General features: G+C 72.1%; 20 protein-coding genes. 3 read left to right on the forward strand and 17 right to left on the reverse strand.

Going from position 1 to position 21,331, the window contains the following annotated elements; translation table 11 throughout:
* Positions 1–212: 212 nt before the first annotated feature.
* From A6R01_RS17820 to A6R01_RS17835, 4 genes are all read right to left on the reverse strand, one after another.
* On the reverse strand, positions 213–1,748 hold the full coding sequence (locus A6R01_RS17820) for a hypothetical protein (RefSeq protein ID WP_292608866.1): 1,536 nt from the start codon (positions 1,746–1,748) through the stop codon (positions 213–215).
* Positions 1,723–2,454 (reverse strand): ABC transporter ATP-binding protein, encoded by a 732-nt coding sequence (locus A6R01_RS17825; RefSeq protein ID WP_292608869.1) that lies wholly within the window; start codon positions 2,452–2,454, stop codon positions 1,723–1,725. Before A6R01_RS17825 ends, A6R01_RS17820 begins: the two co-directional genes overlap by 26 nt.
* Before the next feature lie 157 nt (positions 2,455–2,611).
* Entirely contained in the window at positions 2,612–4,831 is a 2,220-nt protein-coding gene (locus tag A6R01_RS17830; protein WP_292608872.1) for a 3-hydroxyacyl-CoA dehydrogenase NAD-binding domain-containing protein, read from the reverse strand.
* A 180-nt stretch (positions 4,832–5,011) separates the two neighbouring features.
* The gene (locus A6R01_RS17835; protein ID WP_292608875.1) at positions 5,012–6,223 is read right to left on the reverse strand and encodes an acetyl-CoA C-acetyltransferase; all 1,212 of its coding nucleotides are present in this window, start codon (positions 6,221–6,223) and stop codon (positions 5,012–5,014) included.
* 156 nt (positions 6,224–6,379) lie between these two features.
* Here A6R01_RS17835 and A6R01_RS17840 point away from each other — a divergent pair, with 156 nt between their 5' ends.
* A complete protein-coding gene (locus tag A6R01_RS17840) occupies positions 6,380–7,174 on the forward strand; it encodes a MerR family transcriptional regulator (protein ID WP_292608877.1) in 795 nt (264 codons plus the stop codon).
* Between the two features lie 21 nt (positions 7,175–7,195).
* Here the strand turns inward: A6R01_RS17840 and A6R01_RS17845 are convergent, their stop codons facing one another.
* Positions 7,196–8,224, reverse strand: coding sequence for a response regulator transcription factor (locus A6R01_RS17845; RefSeq protein WP_292608880.1), 1,029 nt, complete (start codon positions 8,222–8,224; stop codon positions 7,196–7,198).
* Positions 8,221–8,586 (reverse strand): response regulator, encoded by a 366-nt coding sequence (locus A6R01_RS17850; protein ID WP_292608883.1) that lies wholly within the window; start codon positions 8,584–8,586, stop codon positions 8,221–8,223. The genes A6R01_RS17845 and A6R01_RS17850 overlap by 4 nt, the downstream gene beginning before the upstream one ends.
* 133 nt (positions 8,587–8,719) lie before the next feature.
* Here A6R01_RS17850 and A6R01_RS17855 point away from each other — a divergent pair, with 133 nt between their 5' ends.
* Positions 8,720–9,613, forward strand: a complete 894-nt coding sequence (locus A6R01_RS17855) for an NAD(P)H-binding protein (protein WP_292608886.1) — start codon at positions 8,720–8,722, stop codon at positions 9,611–9,613.
* Here the strand turns inward: A6R01_RS17855 and A6R01_RS17860 are convergent.
* Complete coding sequence (locus A6R01_RS17860; RefSeq protein WP_292608888.1) at positions 9,565–11,220, reverse strand: HAMP domain-containing sensor histidine kinase; 1,656 nt, start codon at positions 11,218–11,220, stop codon at positions 9,565–9,567. The genes A6R01_RS17855 and A6R01_RS17860 overlap by 49 nt on opposite strands.
* Before the next feature lie 105 nt (positions 11,221–11,325).
* Positions 11,326–11,691 (reverse strand): response regulator, encoded by a 366-nt coding sequence (locus A6R01_RS17865; RefSeq protein ID WP_292608891.1) that lies wholly within the window; start codon positions 11,689–11,691, stop codon positions 11,326–11,328.
* A gap of 257 nt (positions 11,692–11,948) precedes the next feature.
* Between A6R01_RS17865 and A6R01_RS17870 the strand changes: the two genes are divergently transcribed.
* The gene (locus A6R01_RS17870; protein WP_292608894.1) at positions 11,949–12,314 is read left to right on the forward strand and encodes a hypothetical protein; all 366 of its coding nucleotides are present in this window, start codon (positions 11,949–11,951) and stop codon (positions 12,312–12,314) included.
* Positions 12,315–12,320: 6 nt separating this feature from the next.
* Here the strand turns inward: A6R01_RS17870 and A6R01_RS17875 are convergent, their stop codons facing one another.
* The 9 genes from A6R01_RS17875 to A6R01_RS17915 all read right to left on the reverse strand — a co-directional run bounded on the left by A6R01_RS17875 (position 12,321) and on the right by A6R01_RS17915 (position 21,219).
* Positions 12,321–13,016, reverse strand: a complete 696-nt coding sequence (locus A6R01_RS17875; RefSeq protein WP_292608897.1) for a type II CAAX endopeptidase family protein — start codon at positions 13,014–13,016, stop codon at positions 12,321–12,323.
* A gap of 36 nt (positions 13,017–13,052) precedes the next feature.
* Entirely contained in the window at positions 13,053–14,582 is a 1,530-nt protein-coding gene (locus tag A6R01_RS17880) for a DEAD/DEAH box helicase (protein ID WP_292608899.1), read from the reverse strand.
* Positions 14,583–14,774: 192 nt separating this feature from the next.
* Positions 14,775–14,966 carry a CsbD family protein gene (locus A6R01_RS17885; protein ID WP_292608902.1) on the reverse strand — a complete coding sequence of 64 codons (192 nt, stop codon included), beginning with the start codon at positions 14,964–14,966 and terminating at the stop codon, positions 14,775–14,777.
* A gap of 178 nt (positions 14,967–15,144) precedes the next feature.
* Positions 15,145–16,614, reverse strand: a complete 1,470-nt coding sequence (locus A6R01_RS17890; RefSeq protein ID WP_292608904.1) for an NAD(P)/FAD-dependent oxidoreductase — start codon at positions 16,612–16,614, stop codon at positions 15,145–15,147.
* 164 nt (positions 16,615–16,778) lie between these two features.
* A complete protein-coding gene (locus tag A6R01_RS17895; RefSeq protein ID WP_292608906.1) occupies positions 16,779–17,522 on the reverse strand; it encodes a glutamine amidotransferase in 744 nt (247 codons plus the stop codon).
* A 22-nt stretch (positions 17,523–17,544) separates the two neighbouring features.
* Positions 17,545–18,702 (reverse strand): CaiB/BaiF CoA-transferase family protein, encoded by a 1,158-nt coding sequence (locus A6R01_RS17900; protein ID WP_292608909.1) that lies wholly within the window; start codon positions 18,700–18,702, stop codon positions 17,545–17,547.
* A 44-nt stretch (positions 18,703–18,746) separates the two neighbouring features.
* Complete coding sequence (locus A6R01_RS17905; protein WP_292608911.1) at positions 18,747–19,484, reverse strand: amino acid ABC transporter ATP-binding protein; 738 nt, start codon at positions 19,482–19,484, stop codon at positions 18,747–18,749.
* Positions 19,481–20,338: an amino acid ABC transporter permease gene (locus A6R01_RS17910; protein WP_292608914.1), complete on the reverse strand. Its 858-nt coding sequence runs from the start codon at positions 20,336–20,338 to the stop codon at positions 19,481–19,483. Before A6R01_RS17910 ends, A6R01_RS17905 begins: the two co-directional genes overlap by 4 nt.
* Positions 20,338–21,219 (reverse strand): ABC transporter substrate-binding protein, encoded by an 882-nt coding sequence (locus A6R01_RS17915; RefSeq protein ID WP_292608917.1) that lies wholly within the window; start codon positions 21,217–21,219, stop codon positions 20,338–20,340. Before A6R01_RS17915 ends, A6R01_RS17910 begins: the two co-directional genes overlap by 1 nt.
* Positions 21,220–21,331: the final 112 nt, after the last annotated feature.

The following is a 21,331-nucleotide window of genomic DNA, read 5'->3' on the forward strand; positions in this document are numbered from 1 at the left end:
GAACCTACCGGGCGCTCGGTCCGTCGCGGGTTGTCCCGCGACGACCCGTGTCGAGCAGCGAGCCCCGCCGAGCGGACCCCCGGTGGTCGAGCAGTGAGCGCCAGCGAGCGGGCGTCGGGACCACCGCACCCCGGCGCCGCTCACGCAACCGTTGTGGAGGTCGAGTCCGGCACCCGGTCCGGACGCGGACCTCCACAACGCCACCGAGCGCTTCATGCAGCGGCGGTGACGACCACTCGCGCCCGCTGGACCGGATCGGTCCAGCGCTCGTGGGTGCGGACCAGCCGGGCGCCGGACCAGCAGATGAACGGCACCGCCAGCAGCAGCGGGAGCACCGGCGCCTCCAGGCGCGCCAGGCCCGAGAAGACCAGGCCGGTCATGGTGGTGGACAGCGCGAGGCGGCTGGAGTAGCCGACCATCATCAGCGGCGGTGCCGGCGTGGCCCGGGCCGAGCGCAGGTCGACGGCGTAGGGGTGCGCGAGCGACCAGCGCATCGCGGCGCCGACGACCTGGACGGTCACCACCGCCAGCATCGCGAGCAGGGCGGTCGTCTCGGTGGGGGTGGGTACGCCGGCGCGCAGCCCACCCAGGGCCATGGTCACCAGGCTGGCCGCGACGAGGAACTCCGCGAGGACCCACGCCCGCGCGACGAACACGGTGCCCGCACCCACCGGCAGGCTCTCGCGCCACAGGCCTCCGCGCCCGTCGAGGCACCACGCGTTGACGCCGAAGAGCAGCGCCCCGCCGGAGGCCACCAGGCCGGGCAGGATGATCAGCTGCACCCAGTCGAGGTCGCCGACGAGCGCGACCACCCCGGGGCCGATCGCCAGGACCGCGAGCCCGCGACGCATCGGCACGGCCCGCCAGACCGAGCCGCGGTCGGTGCGCAGCAGCACCGCCAGGTCGCTGTGCGGCAGCGGACGGGCGCGGTGCGACTCGCTCTCCACCCGCAGCTCGTCGTGGGGCACCCGACGGGTCGCGAGGTGCGCGGGCACCGCCCCCAGGACGACCGCGGCCAGCGACAGGCCCAGCAGAGCGCCGACCACGCCCCACCAGGCCGCGGTCACGCCGCCGACCGACAGCGCGACGACGCGGACCGTCGGCACCTGGTCCAGCAGCGGCACCAGCCGCTGGTCGAGCTGGAGCAGCAGCACCGCGACGACCGCCACGACGGTCAGCAGGCGCACGCCCACCTCCCCGAACCTCAGCCGACGCACACCCTCGACCGTCCACGCCACCACCTGGCCGACCGCGGTGGCCACCACCAGCCACAGCAGCATCGCCACCTGCAGCGTCGGCAGCGGCTCTCGGCCCCCGCCGTAGGAGGCCGCACCCAGCAGCGTCCACGCCTGGAGCAGCCAGGCGATGTTCAGCGGCGCCAGGACCAGTGCCCCGAGGTGGTCGGTCGTCGGGCTGATCGGGTGGATCGAGGCGGGGTCGCGCGCCAGCAGCTCGCGCCCGCCCCCGGAGGCCACGGCGGACACGACCGCGACCAGCACCAAGCCGGCCAGCGCGGTGGGCAGCAGCAGGAGGACGTCCTGGGCCCGCCCGGGGCCGCCCGCACCCGGGAGGTACGCGGGGACCACCGCGATCGCGGCCGTCGCCAGCGCGAAGACGAGCAGGCCGACCCGGAAGGCCCGCGGGCGGCGTACGTGGGCGGCGCGGAAGCGCAGCAGCGTGCCGACGTCGGCGACCGCCCTGGCCTGATCGCGCAGGAGGCCCTCAGTCCAGGAGCGAGCGGTAGGCACGGGCGCCCTCCTCACCGGCCATGTCGAGCGCGCTCATCTCCGCGACCTGCGCGCCACCGCGCAGCACGGACACCGTCGAGCAGGCCTCGATCGCCAGCTCGCGCAGATGGGTCGAGACCAGCACCGCGGCACCGCGCGAGCGGGCGTCGGCGACCACCTCCAAGGTGGCCTCGACCCCCAGCGGGTCCACGCCGTCGAAGGGCTCGTCGAGCAGCAGCACCTCGGGCTCGTGCAGCGCGGCGAGCACGACCGAGAGCCGGCGCCCCATGCCGTGGGAGAAGCCGGCGGTGACCCGGTGCGCGACGTCGCCGAGCTCGAACCGCTCCAGCAGGTCGCGGGCCCGCGGCTCCCCCCCGGCCGGCAGCCGCCGCAGCCGCGCGGCCAGCTGCAGGTGCTCCCAGGGGGTCGCACGCGGCACCAGCCCACCCACGTCGGGGCAGTACCCGACAGCACGCTTGGCGGCCATCGGGTGCCGCAGCACGTCGTGACCGGCCACCAGGACCGTGCCGCTCGTCGGCGGCACCACCCCGGCCAGCACCCGCATCGTGGTCGACTTGCCGGCCCCGTTGCGCCCCAGCAGTGCCGTCGCGCGACCGGCGTACGCCGTCAGGTGCACGCCCCCCACGGCCTCGACCTCGCCGAACCGCACGTGCAGGTCCCGCACCTCCACGAGCGCACGGCCCGTCTCTCCCGCTCCCTCTCCCACCGGACCATGGTGACCGCTCCCGCCCGCCCGCACCCCACATTCGGCCGAGACGTCACTCGCGCACGGCCGAGAGGTCGCTCGCGCACGCACTCGAGCCGCCACCCCGTGCGGGAGTGACGGCTCGAGCGTGCGTCAGTGACGTCTCGGCGACGCGGGATCAGGCGGGGAAGGACTCGCCCTTCGCCACCAGGTCGCGGAGGTACTGCGTGGGGCGGAACCGCTCGCCGTACTTGTCGGCCAGGTCGTCGGCGCGCTTCACGAACGCCGCCAGGCCGATCTCACCGGCGGCGACGGTGCCCTCGGGGCCCTCGTAGCCGGTCATGTACTGCGCGGCGCCACCGGTCATCGGGGGGAAGCCGATGCCCATGATCGAGCCGATGTTCGCGGCGGCCGCCGACTCGATGACGCCCTCCTCGAAGCACTTGGCGGTCTCGATCGCCTCGGCGAACAGCATCCGCTCCTTCATGTCGACGAACGGGATCTGCTCCTCGGCGACCGGGTAGACCTCAGACAGGCCCGACCAGATGGAGCCGCGCTTGCCGTCGACGTACTCGAAGAAGCCGGCGCCCTTGAGGCGCGAGGGGCGCCCGAGCTCGATCATCTTCTCCACGACCAGCGAGCCGGGGTGCGGCTCGTAGGTGCCGCCGTCGCGCTCGGCCGCGTCCTTGGTGGCCTTGGCGATCTTGGCCATCAGCTCCATGTTGAGCTCGTCGGTCAGCTGCAGCGGGCCGACGGGGTAGCCGGCCTGGGTGGCGGCGCGCTCGACGGAGTACGGCGCGGAGCCCTCGGCCAGCAGGGCCAGGCCCTCGTTGACCATCGTGCCGATGACGCGCGAGGTGTAGAAGCCACGGCTGTCGTTGACGACGATCGGGGTCTTCTTGATCTGCTGCACCACGTCGTAGGCCTTGGCCAGCGCCTCGTCGGAGGTGTCCTTGCCCTTGATGATCTCGACCAGCGGCATCTTGTCGACGGGGCTGAAGAAGTGCAGACCGATGAAGTCCGCCGGGCGGTCCACGCCGGTGGCGAGCTCGGTGATCGGCAGCGTCGAGGTGTTGGAGCACAGGAGCGCGTCGGCGTTCACGTGCTTGGCGGCCTCGGCGAAGACCTGGTGCTTCAGCGACGGGTCCTCGAAGACGGCCTCGATGACCAGGTCGCAGCCGGCCAGGTCGGCGTAGTCGTCGGTCGGGGTGATCCGGCCGAGCAGCTTGTCGGACTTCTCCTGGGTGAGCTTGCCGCGGGAGACGGCCTTCTCGTTGATCTTCTCGGAGTACGCCTTGCCCTTGGCCGCGGCCTCGGCCGAGACGTCCTTGAGCACGACCTCCATGCCGGCGCGGGCGCAGGAGTAGGCGATGCCCGCACCCATCATGCCGGCGCCGAGGACGGCGACCTTGGTGGCCTTCCAGGGCTCGATGCCCTGGGGGCGCAGCTTGCCGGCGTTGATCGCCTGCAGGTCGAAGAAGAACGCCTGGATCATGTTCTTCGAGCCCTGGTTGACGATGAGGTTCGTCAGGTAGCGCGACTCGATCCGCGAGGCGGTGTCGAAGTCACGGTTGGCGCCCTCGACGGCCGCGGACAGGATCGCGCGGGCGGCGGGGTAGACCGCGCCCTTGGTCTGCTTGCGCAGCAGGGCGGGGAAGGCGGGCAGGAAGCCGGCCAGGGCCGGGGACTTCGGCGAGCCGCCGGGCATCTTGTAGCCGGGCGCGTCCCACGGGTTCTGGTGGGCGTCGGGATTGGCGAGGATCCACGCCTTCGCCGCGGGGACGAGCTCCTCACGGGTGGCGACCAGCTCGTCGACCAGACCCTTGGCCTTGGCCTCGGCCGGGCTGAACTGCTTGCCCTCGAGCAGGAAGCCCATCAGGCCCTCCTGCAGGCCGAACATCCGCACGATGCGGGTCACGCCGCCACCGCCGGGCAGCAGGCCGAGGCTGACCTCGGGCAGGCCGAGCTTGACCGAGCGGTCGTCCACGGCGATGCGGCGGTTGCAGGCGAGGGTGATCTCGAGGCCGCCACCCAGCGCGGCGCCGTTGATGGCGGCGACCACGGGCTTGGGCAGCTTCTCCAGGCGGCGCAGGCCGGCCTTGACGTCCTCGGCCATCTTGAAGACGTCCTCGGCGTCCTCGGGGCCGGCGGTGACCATGCCCTTGAGGTTGCCGCCGGCGAAGAAGGTCTTCTTCGCCGAGGCGATCACGACGCCCTTGATCGACGACTCGTCCGCGGCGAGCTCGTCGTAGAGGCGGTCGATCGCGGTGTTGATCGACGCCCGGTAGAGGTCGTTCATCGTGTTGGCCGACGACGTGGGGTCGTCGAGGGTGAGGGTGACGATGCCGTCGGCGTCCTTCTCGTAGCGGACGGCGCTCTGCTCGGTGGTGGTGCTCATGTCTGTTCTGGGTTCCTGTTCGGTCTCAGGTCGGTGGTCGAGGTGCGAGGAGCGCCAGCGACGAGCCTCGAGACCCGGTGAGGGTCCGCGGCGCCGTACGCCGGCGTCGTCGCCGATCGCAGCCGGGTCTCGAGGCTCAGGCCTGGCGGCCTTCGCACCTCGACCAGCGGAGGGGGACGGTCAGACGATCTCGACGATGGTGGCGATGCCCATGCCGCCGCCGACGCAGAGCGTGGCGAGGCCGCGCTTCTGGTCGCGGCGCTGGAGCTCGTCGATGAGGGTGCCGAGAATCATCGCGCCGGTGGCGCCGAGCGGGTGGCCCATCGCGATCGCGCCACCGTTGACGTTGGTGATCTCGTCGGTGATGCCCATGTCGCGCATGAAGCGCATCGCGACGGCGGCGAACGCCTCGTTGATCTCGAAGAGGTCGATGTCCTTGGTCTCCAGGCCGGCCTTCGCCAGCGCCTTGCGGGCGGCGGGGGCGGGACCGGTGAGCATGATCGTCGGGTCAGCGCCGGAGACGGCCATGGACACGATGCGGGCGCGCGGGGTGAGCCCGAGCTCGGCGCCGATCTCCTCGGTGCCGATGGCCATCAGGGCGGCGCCGTCGACGATGCCCGAGGAGTTGCCGGCGTGGTGGACGTGGTTGATCTTCTCGACCCAGTGGTACTTCTCCAGCGCCACGTCGTCGAAGCCGGCGTCGGCACCGATCTGGGCGAAGGAGGGCTTGAGACCGGCCAGGCCCTCGACGCTGGTGTCGGGGCGGATCAGCTCGTCGTGGTCGAGGATCGTGAGGCCGTTGGCGTCCTTGACCGGGATGACCGAGTCGGTGAAGTAGCCGTTGGCCCAGGCCTTGGCGGCGCGGTGGTTGGACTCGGCCGCGAACGCGTCGACGTCCTCGCGGCTCCAGCCCTCGATCGTGGCGATCAGGTCGGCGCCGATGCCCTGCGGCACGAAGCCGGCCTTGAAGGCGGTGGCCGGGTCGGAGGCCCAGGCGCCGCCGTCGGAGCCCATCGGGACGTTGGACATCGACTCCACGCCGCCGGCGAGGATCAGGTCCTCCATGCCGCCGCGGATGCGACCGGCGGCCTGGTTGACCGCCTCCAGGCCCGAGGCGCAGAAGCGGTTGAGCTGCACGCCCGCGACGGTGTCGGGGTAGCCCGCGGCCAGAGCGGCCGTCTTGGCGATGTCGCCGCCCTGCTCGCCCAGCGGCGAGACGACGCCCAGCACCACGTCGTCGACGCGGGCGGGGTCCAGGCCGGGGTTGCGGGTCTTGATCTCGTCGAGCAGGCCGACGACGAGGTCGACCGGCTTGACCTCGTGCAGCGAGCCCGCCGCCTTGCCCTTGCCTCGCGGCGTACGGATGTGGTCGTACACGAATGCTTCAGCCATGACCGTCCTCGGTTCTCGGTGGTCAGGTGGCGCTCCACGACCGGCCCCGGGACGGGGCCGTCGGGCGTCGCTGACCACGGCAGTACGTTGTGGAATCGATTGTGACACCATTACTGTCACTGTCGTCAAGGACCGGACCGCACCGGAAGGGGTGTGATGGGCACCACGTCGGACGCGGGCGCGACGGGCTCGACCCCCTCTCCCGCTCCCTCTCCTGGCTCGGCCGAGGCCAAGCCGGAGGAGCTGCTAACCCTCGAGGAGCTGACCACGAGGGTCGGCATGAGCGTCCGCAACGTCCGCTTCTACACCTCCAAGGGCCTGGTGCCACCGCCGATCCGCCGGGGTCGGTCGGGCTTCTACACCCCCGATCACGTCTCCCGGCTCGAGCTGGTCCGCGAGCTGCAGAGCCACGGCTTCACGCTCTCGGCGATCGAGAAGTACCTCGCGGCCGTGCCCGAGGACGCCACGCCGGAGCAGATCGCCCTGCACCGCACGATGCTCGCGCCGTGGCAGGCGGAGGCGGTGGTGGAGCTGACCACCGAGGAGCTCGCCGCCCGCGCCGGCCGCACGCTGACCCCCGACGACCTGCAGCTGCTCGGCGCCCTCGGGATCGTCCACGGTGCGGGCGAGGACAGGTGGGCGGTCACCCCGACCCAGCTCGCGGTCGGGGTCGGGCTGATCGACCTCGGCTTCCCCACCGAGACGGCGGTGGCCGCCGCCGAGGTCTACGCCCGGCACGGTCGCGAGGTGGCCGAGGAGCTCAACGAGCTGTTCCGGACCCAGGTCTGGCCGGCGTACAAGGAGGCCGGGGCGTCGGCGGAGACCATCCGCGAGGTGGTGGAGCGGATCAAGCCGCTCTCGATCGCCAGCCTGGTCAGCGCCTACGAGCAGGCCATGGACGAGACCCGCCGCGAGCGCATCCGCGCCCGGGCCGAGCGCGGCTCGAAGTAGCCCGAGCGCCCCGAGCGCGACTCAGCCCTCGTCCTCCTCCGGGCTCTCGCCGCGCACGGTGGCCTCGATCCGCAACGCCAGGCGCCCCACCCGCTCGAGCTGGTCGACGGCGTCGTCGAGCGGCGTCGTCGCACCCCCGTCCGGGTCCTCGGGAGCGTCGTCACCGGCCAGCCTGGCCACCCGGGTGCGTGCGAGTGCCACCGCGAGCCGCGCTGCGGTCAGCGCGTTGTTGAGGTCGTGCACGAGGGCGGCGACGTCGGTGACCGTCTCGTCGCCCGCTGCAGGCTGCCCTGCCGACCGCCCTGCCGACTCGACCCCCGACTCCGGCTGCTCACCCTCCACCGCGGTCCAGCGGTAGCCGGCGCCGCTCTCGGTGGCGATGTAGCGCGGGGCACTGGCGTCGTCGCCGATCTTGGCGCGCAGGGTGCGCAGGTGGGCGCGCAGCGCGGCCCGGGTCTCGTCCCCGTGGCTGCCGTCCCAGACCTCGGCGAGCATCCAGCGGTGCGTGAGCAGCTTGCCCGGGTTCGCCACCAGGGCGCCGAGGATCCGCCACTCGGTCGGCGTGAGGTGCACGCGCTCGCCGGCCACGGACACCGTGCGGGCAGCGAGGTCGATCTCCAGCGCCCCGTAGGTGCGCTGCGCGGACTCCTCCTCGCCGCGGCGGGGTCGGCGCAGCAGCGCCCGCAGCCGGGCGAGCAGCTCGTCGGGACCGAAGGGCTTGCGGAGGTAGTCGTCGGCGCCGGCCTCGAAGGCGGCCAGCATCCGGCGCGGGTCGGTGGCACCGGTGAGCACGAGCACCGGGACGTCGGACCAGGTGCGCAGCTCGGCGAGCACCTCGATCCCGTCGCCGTCGGGCAGCGACAGGTCCAGCACCACGACGTCCGGCGCGGAGGCGGCAGCGGTCGACAGGGCCTCGCCCTTGTCCGCGGCGCCGGCGACGTCGAGACCCGCCCTGGACAGCATCTGGCGCAGGGCGGCCTGCAGCTGCAGGTCGTCGTCCACGACCAGTGCCTTCACCGGCTCGGGGCCGTCCATCGATGCGGGCGTCATCCCAGCAGCGCCTCGATGCGCGGGAGCAGGTCGACGATGCCGTCGGGCTTGACGAGGTAGTCCGAGACGCCCGCCTGGGCCCCTCGCTCGCGGTCCTCGGCACGGGAGTGCGCGGTCAGCGCCCAGACGGGTACGTCGGCGACGGCCGCGTCCGCGCGGATCCGACGGGTCACCTCGAACCCGTCGAGGGTCCCGGGGAGCCCGACGTCCACCAGGGCCAGGTCGGGCCGGACCTGCTGGACCAGCGCGACCCCCTGCTCACCGTCCACGGCCACGTGGACCTCGTGACCCGCGTCCACGAGGACCGCGCTGAGCAGCCTGGAGACATCAGGGTCGTCCTCGACGACCACGATCAACGCCACCTGGGTACCCTCCTGGTGAGACGCTCCCGGCGACCCGTGCCGGTGTTGACCCAGCCTAGCGTCGCCTTCGTCGCCCTCTGGGCTAGCGCTGTCGGGTGACCCGGCCGGGCGACGCGCCACCTACGCTCAGGACATGGGTATGCGCGTTCTCGTCACCGGGGCCACCGGCTTCATCGGCGCCCGTCTGGTGCCTGCACTCCTCGAGGCCGGGCACGAGGTGCGGGCGATGACCCGCCGCCCGGAGTCCTACGACGGGCCCGGCACCCCCGTCCGCGGCGACGTCTTCGACCCCGGCTCGCTCGCCGAGCCGCTGGAGGGCGTCGACGCCGCGATCTACCTCGTGCACTCCCTGGACGACCAGGACTTCGAGCGCAAGGACGCCGAGGCGGCCTCTGCCTTCGGGCTGGCCGCCGCCGCCCAGGGCGTCGGGCAGATCGTCTACCTCGGCGGCCTCGGCAAGGACGGGGAGGACCTCTCGCCCCACCTGCGCTCCCGGCGCGAGGTCGAGCGGCTGCTCGGCGAGGCGGGTGTCCCGGTGACGGTGCTGCGCGCCGCCATCGTGGTGGGCGCCGGCGGCGTCTCGTGGGACATGACCCGCGAGCTGGTGAAGAACCTGCCCGCCATGGTCGTGCCGCGCTGGGCCTCGACGCGCACCCAGCCGATCGCCGTGGACGACGTCATCCGCTACCTCGTGGGCGTCATCGGCAACGAGCAGGCCAAGGGACGCGTCTTCGAGGTCGGTGGCGCCGACCAGCTCTCCTACAAGGGGATGCTGCAGCAGGCCGGCGAGGTGATGCACGGGCGCCGGGTCCCCATCCTCCAGGTCCCGGTCGGCACCCCCATGCTCAGCGAGTGGTGGATCAAGCTGGTCACCGGCGTGGACGCCACCACGGCGGGCAACCTCATCGAGTCGATGGGCACCGAGGTCCTCCAGACCGACCACAGCATCCGGGACGTGGTGCCGGGCGAGCCGCTGACCTACGCCGAAGCGGTCGGTCGAGCCTTGGCCGAGGACGACCAGGCCTGACGTCGCCTCCCCTGCGGGATCGATGGTTCCTGGCGCGGCGCGACATCCGCTGCCGGGAGGGTGAGCTCGAAGCTCTTGGACCATCCGTCACGGTCCACGATCGAGATCTCGCCACCGTGCCGCTCGACGATGCGGCGGCAGACCGCCAGCCCCACACCGTTGCCGGTCGCGTGGCGCGCGCCGGACTCCCCGCGCTTGAAGATCTCGAAGACCAGGTCCCGCTCGGTCTCGGGGATCGTGATGCCGCGGTCGGCGACGTGCACCAGGATGCGTCCCTCGGGGGTCGTCACCGTCCCCACGGAGACGTCCACGGGTCCCTCGCCCTGGGTGTACTTCACGGCGTTGCCGATCAGGTTGGTCAGCAGCCGGCGCACGAGGCGGGCATCTGCTCGCACGGGTGACCACGGGCCGGCCTCGAGTCGGACCGGTCGTCCCGACGACTCCTGCACCCCGGAGACGATCTCTTGCACCAGCGGGGCCAGGTCCAGACGAGCCACCTCGACGGGGACCTGCCCGAACTCCAGGAGGTCGTCGATCAGCGTCATGCCGCGCACGGCAGCGGCATCGATCCGCTCCAGGATGCGTTCGTGCGCGGGGTCGCCCTCGGCATGCAGCATCTGCACGCCGAGGACCACGGCGCTCAACGGTCCGCGCAGGTCGTGCGCCGCAGCCGCAGTGAAGTCACGCAGGTCCCGATTGGCCAGGCGCAGCTCCTCCGAGGCGACCCGCAGCTCGGCCAGCGCCCGGTCGGCGACCTCCCTCGCCTCCTCGGCCTCGCTGCGGCGTACGTCGGCGGTGGTCAGGCGCACGCCCGACAACCAGACCAGCGCGCCGGTGAGGAGGGCCACGCTCGTGGCATAGAGCGCCATCACGAAGCCGGGCCCGAAGTCGTTGCGCATCATCCAGAGCCCGACCCAGCCCAGCACGGTGGGGATCACGAGCACCGCGGGCAGCAAGGTGCGTGCCAGACGGCCCCCCAGGGTGCGCGAGCGGGCCAGCTTGGTCAGTCCGACCTCGCCGCTGCCGGAGACCAGGGCCATGCCCAGCAGGGCGATGCCGAGCGCGGTGTGGAGCGCCAGGGTCTGGAAGTAGCCGACGTCGTAGAGGTCGCTGGGTCCGAACGCGTAGCCGGACAGGCCCACCAGCCCGATGGTGAGCGCCAGCACGCCCGCACTGTGGGCGACCAACGTGCGCCCCGCCACCGTGGCGAGCAGCGAGAAGGCGATGACCAGGTGGGCGACGGCAGTGATGCCCGACATCCGGCCCTCGTTCTGGCTCATGTCGCCCAGGATCGTGATCGGGTAGCTCCACCCGGCCAGCTCGGTCACCAGACCGGTCCCCGCGACGACCACGACCGAGAGGACCGCCAGCAGCGCCACCACCTTCGGCACCCGGTCGCGCGCCCATCCGCAGTGCAACAGCAGCGTCGCCAGCCCGAGCAGCACGAAGTCGAGGGCGGTGGCCGGCTGCATCGCGACCAGCACGGGGAAGAGCCGGGTGATGGTCTCGTCACCGGTGAGCCAGCCGAGGAGGACCAGCAACCCCAGCAGGGTCACTCCTACGCTGAGCAGTCCCACGACCACCGGCGTACGCCGCGTCGGCTTCACGCTCACCTCCTGGTCGGTCGCGACCATCCTCGCAGGTGCGGGCGTGACGAGCGGCCGGCCCTCACCGCGGCGACCGACAGAGGACCAGCGGAGGCGGGCGTCAGGTCACGCGGGGTCGGCTCGCCGGGCTTCGCCGCGCGTGAGTCGCTCCCGGTGCTCGGCGATGACCGTCTCCAGGGCCTTGAGTCCCTTGCGCATCACCGACGGCTCGGTCGTGGGCAGGGCCGACCAGACGCACACGGGGAGGTCTGGGTGACTGCGCGACAGCCGCCTTCGCACCTCGGCGCCGTCCATGCCGCCCATGCGCAGGTCGGAGAGGACGAGGGCGGGCGGGGAGGCATCGACCAGGTCCAGTGCTCCCTCACCGGAGTCGGCCTCGACGACCTCGAAGCCCGAGGCCACCAGGTGCAGGCGTACCAGGGCGCGGAAGTCGTCGTCGTCGTCGACGACGAGCACCGCACTCCGTCCCATGACTGTGTCCCCTCAGTCCCTGCACCGCTCGACGTGGACCGTCTCCACGCCCGCCCTCGTCTACACAGTGACCCCGGGGGACCCGCGAGAACAGGGCGCTGGCTTCATCTTCATGCCTTCTTCGCAGGTCAGGACGCGCGCAAACGGTTGCGTGCCGCCGTCTTCACAAGATCCCCACGTGCTGGGTGAAGCCGTTCACACATCGTTGTCGGCGGGGCTGTCATCGTCGTTCGACACCGCGATGAGGAGGTCTTGCGATGGAGCTGGTGCAGGTACGACGCAGCACGGCGTGGCTGGTCTCGCAGGACGGGGAGCCGATCCCCGCCCGGGACGTCGCCCACCACGACCCGACCGCCTGCCTGGGGGCCCGGGTCGTCGTCGAGGACCTCGACGGCGCCCTCCACCTCGCCCAGATCGAGCCCGTGGTGACGCCGGCGGGACGCATCGACGTCGCCGTCCGCATCCGCCTGCGTGTCACGGTCAGCGAGGCGCTGGCGCTGGGCGCCTACCGGGACCCGTCGGTCCAGGCGCCGTGGGAGACGACACCGTCGCTGCTGCGTACCTTCCGCCGCGACCGGCAGCTGATCGTCGACCGGTTGGACCAGGAGCGCCCGATCGACTGACCTCGCTCAGAGGAAGATCAACGGCAGCAGGACGAGCATCGACAGCGACCAGGTCAGGTGCGTGATGATCGGGGCCAGGATGCCGCCGGACGCCCGCCGCTCCAACCCGACGACGACGCCGAGGAGCACCGCGGCGAAGCTCAGCATCAGGTTGCCCGTCGCCATCGTGGCGATGGTGTAGGCGATGGTCGTGACGGTCACCGGGTGCTTCGGCACAGCGGCGTACGCCGCGCCGCGGAAGAACAGCTCCTCGGCGACGCCGTTGACGGCCGTGATGAGCGCCAACACCCACAGCGTGCTCTCGCCGGTGTAGGCCAGGACGTCGCGGATCTGCTCGGTGAGCGGGTCCAGGAACGACAGCGAGCGCACCAGCAGGCCGCCCGCGGTGAAGATACCGACCATCACGGCCCCCACCACGAAGGGCGTGAGCACGGGGCGGACGTGGGCGTCGCGCAACGCGATCCGGCCCAGGTGCAGCGGGCCGGATGCGAAGGCACCCACGGTCCAGAGCGCGGCCATCACCAGGGTGAAGACGTAGAACTGGGTCGAGCCCGGCTCGGTGCGCAGCGAGAAGCCGAGCACCACCGCCCCCACCAGGACGAAGGCGATCACCACGAGCTGTCGGCGCCGCAGCGCCCGGGGCGACTCGCGATGGTCCCGCGGGACCATGTCCCACAGAGCGCGACGCACCTGCGACCTCATGGCGATCTCCTCCTGCTCCTGGGTGCGCGTCCCGGGTCAGCGCGCCTTCGCGCTGAAGGACGCCGCACTGTGGCGGGACTTCTGACCGACGCCCTGGGCGCGTCCGCCGGTGGATCCGCCGCCTTGGCGGGTCTGGCCCGAGCGCTGGCCCGAGCGCTGGCCCGAGCGCTGACCCGAGCGCTGGCCGGCCTGGCCCCCGCCCTGCTTGGCCTGCCCGGAGCCGGAGCCACCGCGTCCCCGGCGCGACCGGGAGCGGCCGCCGCCGGAACCCTGCGGCGTGCGCTTGGCGGCGCCGTTGCCGGCACTGCCGCCCGAGCCCTCGCTCCCGGAGCGCTGGGTGGGCGGGGTGAGCACGAGGCCTCCGGGCACGAGCACCCGCTCTCCGGGCGCGAGCTCGGTGAGCACGGGGTGCCCCGGGCCCTCGAGCACGGTGATGCGCGGCTTGATGCCCGCGGCCCGGGCGAGGTCGCGCACGTCACGGTCCTGCTCGGGGGTGCTGAGGGTGACGACGGTGCCGGCGGAGCCGGCCCGCGCCGTACGGCCCGAGCGGTGCAGGTAGGCCTTGTGCTCGGCCGGCGGGTCGGCGTGGACGACGAGGGAGACGTCGTCCACGTGGATGCCGCGCGCCGCGATGTCGGTCGCGACCAGGGTGGTGGCCCGGCCGGAGTGGAAGGCCTCCATGTTGCGGGTGCGGGCGCCCTGACCGAGGTTGCCGTGCAGCTCGACGGTCGGCACGCCGGCCTTGTTGAGCTGCCGGGTCAGCGCCTTCGCGCCGTGCTTGGTGCGGGTGAAGACGACCGTGCGGCCCGGCGCGCTGGTCAGGTCGACCAGGGTGGGCAGCCGGTGCTCGCGGGCGAGCCGCAGGACGTGGTGGTCCATCTTCTTCACCGGCGACTGCGGCGAGTCGGCCTCGTGGGTCACGGGCTGGTCGAGGAACTGCTTGACCAGCACGTCGACGGCCTTGTCGAGGGTCGCGGAGAAGAGCAGGCGCTGCCCGCCCTTGGGCGTCGCGTTGAGCAGCCGGCGGACGGCCGGGAGGAAGCCGAGGTCGGCCATGTGGTCGGCCTCGTCGAGCACGCTGATCTCGATGGCATCGAGGCGGCAGTGCCCCTGGCCGATGAGGTCCTCGAGGCGGCCGGGGCAGGCGATGAGGACGTCCACCCCCTTGCGCAGCGCCTGGACCTGGGGGTTCTGGCCGACGCCGCCGAAGACGGTGCGGCTGGTGAGGCCGGCGGCCTCGGCGAGCGGGACCAGGGACTCCTGGACCTGCTGGGCCAGCTCGCGCGTCGGCACGAGGACCAGCGCACGGGGCCGCGTGGAGGCAGCCGAGCGTCCGCCGGCGAGGCGGGCGACGAGCGGCAGCAGGAAGGCGAAGGTCTTGCCGGAGCCGGTCCGGCCGCGGCCGAGGACGTCCCGGCCGGCGAGCGAGTCGGGCAGCGTGGCCGCCTGGATCGGGGTCGGGGTGGTGATGCCGCGCTTCGCGAGGACGGCCGCCAGGTCGGCGGGCAGGCCCAGGTCGGCGAAGGAGGGCAGGGTCGACGAAGGGGTCGAAGAAGGGTTGGACAAGGGATCTCTCACTGCAGGGTGTCCCACCAGGTCGTCCGCGGCAACGGGTGCGGTGCGGACGTGCCTCCCAGGAGGGAGGGGAGCGGCGCGGTGGCCGACTCTGGAGCCCGGGGCGAGACCGGAACGGGCTGCTCCCCAGCGTACGGGGAGCAGCCCGGTCGGCCTAACGGTCGGTGCCAGGAGTGGCACGACTCACGTGAGCCCGTCCTTGAGCTTCTTGCCGGCGTCCTTGACCTTCTCACCGGCGTCCTTGACGGCCGCCGAGGCCTGGTCGCCCTTGCCCTCGGCCTTCATCTCGTCGTCGTTGGCCGCGTCGCCGTAGGCCTCCTTGCCCTGGCCCTTCAGCTCCTCGGCCTTGTTGGACAGCTTGTCGTCCAGTCCCATGGATTCCCCTTTCGAGAGGTGCCTCGGATGAGCTTTCCCCTCCATGGAACCCGGCCTGACGCACTGGCTGTTCACCCCGGCGGGTCCGCCCGCCGGGGTGGGTTTGCCGGCGTCGTACGGCGGTGATGATGGTCCCTCAGGCGCGGCACCTCAGGCATGGCACCTCAGGCATGGCACCTCAGGCGAACTCCAGCACCCCGTCGTCGAGCTCGCCGCGACGGATGTGGCGTACGTCGACGAGGTAGTTCTGCTTGAGCAGCCACGGCGCGCGGTCACCCTGCACGGGCAGGTCATCCAGCGCACGCAGGACGTAGCCGGACTGGAAGTCCATGAAGGGCCGCTCCCCCACGCCCTGGTCGCGGCGCGGCACGAAGGACCGCTGACCGGTGCGGTCGAGGTGGTCGAGCATCCGGCAGACGAAGTCGCTGACCAGGTCGGCCTTGAGGGTCCAGGAGGCGTTGGTGTAACCGATGGTGAACACGAAGTTCGGCACGTCGGAGAGCATCAGCGCCTTGTAGGCCATCGTGTCGTGCAGCTTCACCTCCGCGCCGTCGACGGTCATCGTGAAGCCACCGAACGGCTTGAGCTTGAGCCCGGTGGCGGTGACGATCACGTCGGCGTCGAGGTGCTCGCCGGAGGTGAGCCGGATGCCGGTCTCGTCGAAGGTCTCGATGGTGTCGGTGACGATGCTCGCGCCGCCGCTGCGCAGCGCCTTGAACAGGTCGGCGTTCGGCACGACGCACAGGCGCTGGTCCCACGGGTCGTAGCTGGGGTTGAAGTGGGTGTCGACGTCGACGTGGTCGGGGACGAGCTTCACCGTCTGGCTGCGGATGTACTTCCGCGCCCACGCGGGCCACTTCTGGAACGCCTGGTAGGACCCGACCTGCATCAGGATGTTGGCCCAGCGCACGACCGGGTAGCGCACCTGCTCCGGCAGCCTGGCCAGCTTGCGGGCCAGTGGGTCACGGGCCGGGCGGTTCAGGACGTACGTCGGTGAGCGCTGCAGCATCGTGACGTGCTCGGTCTCGCCGGCCATCGCGGGCACCAGCGTGATCGCGGTGGCGCCCGACCCTATGACCACGACCTTCTTGCCCGTGTGGTCGAGGTCCTCGGGCCAGAACTGCGGGTGCACGATCTCGCCCTGGAACCGCTCGGCCCCGGGGAACTCCGGCGCGTGACCGGTGTCGTAGTCGTAGTAGCCCGAGCAGCCCCACAGCAGCCCCGTCGTGATCGTCCTGGTCTCCGACTCCCCGCCGGTCGAGCCTGTCGAGACCTCGACGGTCACGGTCCACCGCTGGTCGGTGGAGTCCCAGGCAGCCGCGACGACCTTGTGCCGGTAGCGGATCAGCTCGTCGACGCCGTACTCCTCCGCGACCGTGCGGAGGTAGTCGAGGATCAGCGGACCGTCGGCCAGCGAGGTGTCGCTGGGCCAGGGGCGCCAGCGGTAGCCGAAGGTGAACATGTCGGAGTCCGAGCGGATGCCGGGGTAGCGGAACAGGTCCCACGTGCCACCGAGGCTCTCGCGGGCCTCGAGCACCGCGACGGTGCGGCCGGGGTGGCGGCTGCGCAGCTGGGCGGCGGCGCCGATGCCGGACAGGCCGGCCCCCACCACCAGGACGTCGACGTGCTCGGGCTGGGTCTGGCTCATGGGGTGACGGTAGCCGAGAACCGGCGCTATTGACAGATGTTCATTAGGCGGGCTGGGTGGTCGAGCAGTGAGGAGCGCCAGCGACGAACGGGCGTCGAGACCAACCGCCTCAGCCCGGCAGTCTCGACGCGCGCTCGCTGGCGCTCGCTGCTCGACCACCGTCCTCAGCGCGCGAAGAGCTCCACGAAACGGGCGAGCAGGCGGGGCGGCTCGGTGACCCGGGCGGCGCGCGCGGAGTCGATGAGGGCACTGGCGCCGGCGGGCTCGAAGTATCCGTAGTGGCGGTAGACCTCGATCCGGGTCACCAGCCCGTCGTTGTCGAGCTCGGGGTGGAACTGGGTCGCGTAGACCCGCGAGCCCAGGCGGAACGCCTGCACAGGACAGGTGGCCGAGGAGGCGAGCAGCACCGCGCCCCGAGGGAGCGTGTGGACGGCCTCCTTGTGACCGAGGAAGGCGTCGAAGGTCGCCGGCAGCACGCCGAGGAGCGGGTCCTCGCGCCCGGCGTCGGTCAGCGTGATCGGCAGCGCCCCGATCGGTTCGCCGTAGGTCCGGTCGACCAGGCCGCCCAGCAGCCCTCCGAGGGTGCCGATGCCGTAGCAGCAGCCCAGGAACGCGGTGTCGGTCTCGATCACCTGCAGCGCCAGCGCCCGGAGCTCGGCCTCGGCACGCAGCTGCGCCGGCGACTTCAGCTCCTCGGGGTCGGAGACGTTGAACGGACCGCCCCCGAGGATGACCCCGGACCAGTCGTCGAGGTCGACCTCGCCGAGCACGTCGGTGAGCGAGTCGCGCTCCAGCCGCACCCGCCGGCACTCGGACTCCTCGAGCCCTGAGAAGCGGAGGACGGCGTCGTACTCACCGTCGGCGGCGCGGTCCTCGGCGCGCGTGCCGAGGAAGAGGAAGGGCCGCACGCGGGCAAGCCTAAGAAGGAACCTAGGCCTGGACGGCCGCACCCCGCTCGATGAGACCGTCGACGTCCTCCACGCCCCACGCGGCGAGCGCCTCACGGGTGTGGATGCCGGCCTTGGCCGACGGCGGGAGGCCCAGCGTGGCCGGCGTGCGGGAGAAGCGCGGCGCCGGCTGCGGCTGCACGACGCCGTCCTTCTCGACGAACACCTGGCGCGCCGCCATGTGCGGGTGGTCCTTGGCCTCGCTCATCGGGATGATCCCGGCGACACAGGCGTCGGTGCCCTCGAAGAGCTCGACCCACTCGGCCTGCGTGCGCTGCTTGAAGGTCTCGGCGAAGAGGGCGCGCATCTCGTCGAAGCGGTCGAACTCCATCTGCCCCGGGCAGCGGTCGCCGAGGTCGAGCAGGCGCACCAGCTCGGCGAAGAACTGCGGCTCCAGCGCCCCGACGCTCATGTGCCGCCCGTCGGAGGTCTCGTAGACGTCGTAGAACGGGGCGCCGCCGTCGAGCAGGTTGGCCGCACGCTCCTCGCGGAAGGTGCCCGCGTGCAGGAAGGCGGCGGTCATCGCGTTGAGGCTGGCGGTGCCGTCGACGATCGCGGCGTCGATGACCTGGCCCCGGCCCGAGACCTTCGCCTCGAGCAGCGCGGCGAGGATGCCGATGACGAGGTACGTCGAGCCGCCGCCGAAGTCGCCGACCAGGTTGGCCGGGAAGTGCGGGCGGCCCTTGTCCTGGCCGAGGCCGAAGAGGGTGCCGGTGATCGCGATGTAGTTCATGTCGTGACCGGCGGCGGTGGCCAGCGGACCGTCCTGGCCCCACCCGGTCATTCGCCCGTAGACCAGGCGCGGGTTGCGCTCGTGGCACTGCTCGGGGCCGAAGCCGAGCCGCTCCGCGACGCCGGGGCGCATGCCCTCGATCAGCACGTCCGCCCCCTCGACGAGGTCGAGCACCGTGGCGACGGCCTCGGGATCCTTGAGGTTGAGGGCCACGCTGGGGCGACCGCGGTTGAGCAGGTCGTGCGAGCCGCCCGTCATCGCCTGGCCGCCGGGCCGGTCCACGCGGATCACGTCGGCCCCGAGGTCGGCCAGCAGCATGCAGGCGTGCGGGCCGGGCCCGATGCCCGCGATCTCGACGACCTTGACGCCCTTCAGCGGACCCGTGCCCTGACCCAGCTCGATACTCATGGGCGCGATCATGACAGCAAAACTGTCATCGTGCGACGGGGCGTTCAGGATGGGAGCACGCGGCGCAGGAAGGCGCGGGTGCGCTCCTGCCCGGGGCGGGTGAAGATCCGGTCGGGCGGACCCTGCTCGAGGATGCGGCCGCCCTCCAGGAAGCACACGGTGGTCGCCACCTCCCGGGCGAAGGCCATCTCGTGAGTGGCCAGCACCATGGTCGTCCCGCCCGCGGCGAGGTCGCGGACGATGTCGAGCACCTCACCCACCAGCTCGGGGTCGAGCGCGGCGGTGATCTCGTCGAGCAGCAGCAGGGTCGGCTGCGTGCACAGGGCTCGTACGACGGCGGCGCGCTGCTGCTGGCCACCCGAGAGCCGGTCGGGGTGCTTGTCCACGTGCTCGGCCAGCCCGAAGCGACCCAGCAGGTCCAGGGCCCGGTCCCGGGCCTCGCGACGACCCACGCCGTGGGCTCGTCGCGGCGCGAGCGTGCAGTTCTCCAGGATCGTCAGGTGCGGGAAGAGGTTGTAGGCCTGGAAGACCATGCCCATCCGGCGACGAACCGCGCGCAGGTCCACCTCCGGGTCGGTGATCTCCACGCCGTCGAGATGGATGGTGCCGTCGTCGACGGGCTCGAGCAGGTCCAGGCAGCGCAGCAGCGTGGACTTGCCGGACCCCGAGGAGCCGATCAGGCACACGACGTCACCGGCGGCCACGCTCAGGGAGACGTCATCGAGGACCAGGCGCTCGCCGTACGCCTTGCGCAGGCCGCGGACCTCCAGCAACCCACTCATCGTGCCCCCGCCCTCTCGCGCTCGACCAGGCGCCGCTGCAACCAGTCGGTGAGCCGCGCCAGCGGCACCGTCATCGCGACGAAGAACGCCGCGACCACCACGAGCGGGGTGTAGTTGAAGTTGTAGGCGCCGTAGTCCCGCGCGGTGTAGACGGCGTCGAAGACCCCGACCGCGGAGACCAGCGCCGTGTCCTTCTGCAGCGAGACGAAGTCGTTGAGCAGCGGCGGGACGACGCGGCGCACCGCCTGCGGCACCACCACGTGGCGCAGCGTGCGCACGTGGCCCAGGCCGAGGGCCTGGGCGCTGGCCACCTGCGAGGGGTGGACGGAGTCGATCCCGGCCCGGAACACCTCCGCGACGTAGGCGGAGTAGGAGATCACCAGGGCGACACCGGCCCAGAAGGTCCGGTCGTTGGTGAGCCCCTCCAGCTGCAGCGCCGGGACCCCGAACCCCAGCAGCACCACCAGCAGGATCGTGGGGATGCCGCGCACCACGTCGGTGTAGGTGACGGCCACGACCCGCACCGGCGCGAGCCAGGGAGACCGCGTGCCGCGCGAGACGGCGATCAGGAGGGCCAGTGGCAGGATCGCCAGCTGGCACAGGACGAAGAGCCGGATGTTGAGCCAGATCCCGTCGAGGATCGCCGGGAACGACTCGCGAGCGTCCTCCCAGGAGAAGAACAGCGCCTGCACCCGCGGCCACCCGGGCGCGGCGAGGAGCCCGAGGAGCAGCAGCCCGAGGACGACCACGGTGGTGCCGGTGGAGACCAGCAGGGAGCGCCGCCGCTGACGGCGACGGACCTCGCGGCGGCCCAGCTCGTGGTCGCTGGGGGTCCAGCCGCCGGCGGGGCCCACTACTGGAGCTCGGGGACGTCGACGACGTCGGAGAGCCACTCGGTCTCGATGGCCTCCAGCGCGCCGTCCTCGCGCATCGCGAGGAGCGCGGCGTCCACGCAGGGGACCAGCGGGGAGCCCTTCTCGAAGAGCATCCCGAACTCCTCCTGGTCGCCGGTGTCGGGCTGGAACTGCCCGACGATCACGCTGTCCTCGATCTCCACGGCGGAGATGTAGAACGCGGTGGGCAGGTCGGCCAGGATCGCGTCGACCTGGTCGTTGACCAACGCCTGCTTCGCGGCGTTGGTGTCCTCGAAGACGGCCGGGTCCTCCGTGGGCGCGATGATGTCGCGGATCGCCGTCAGCGAGGTGGTGCCCGTCTGGGCACCGAGCCGCAGGGCGGCGAGGTCGTCCAGGCTGGTGGCCTCTGCACCGGCGGTCCCGTCGAGGGCGATCACGGCCTGCGCGGCCTGGTAGTAGCCCTCGGAGAAGTCCACGACCTCGGCCCGCTTCGGAGTGATCGAGATCTGGTTGATGTCGAGGTCGAACTCCTTCGCGCCGGGCGCGTATGAGGTGTTGAAGGGGACCTTCACCCAGGTGACCTGGTCCTCGGAGAAGCCGAGGCGGTCGGCGACCTCGTAGGCGACAGCGCTCTCGTAGCCCTCCCCGTTGGTGGGGTCGTTGTCGACGAACCACGGCTCGTAGGCCGGGGAGTCGGTGCCGACGGTGAGCACACCGGGCTCCAGGAGCATCTCGTCGGTGACGCAGCTCGCGGGGTCCAGGTCGTCGGCCGGCGCGCTGGGGGCGGCGGCCGGGTCGGACGCCTCCTCGACGGGGGCACAGGCGGTCAGGGCCATCGCCCCGAGTGCGAGGACGGCGGCGGAGGCGAGGGTGCGGCGCATACGCCGATCGTAGGGTCTTGCGGATCACCGGCGTCCGCACCGCGGCCACGGCGAGACCGGCACCACACCGCCCGGTCATTGCAACTCGTTGCATAGGTGCGGCACGATGCTG

The organism is Nocardioides sp. REDSEA-S30_B4 (assembly GCF_001627265.1).
In the GTDB taxonomy this organism is placed as follows: Bacteria; Actinomycetota; Actinomycetes; order Propionibacteriales; family Nocardioidaceae; genus Nocardioides.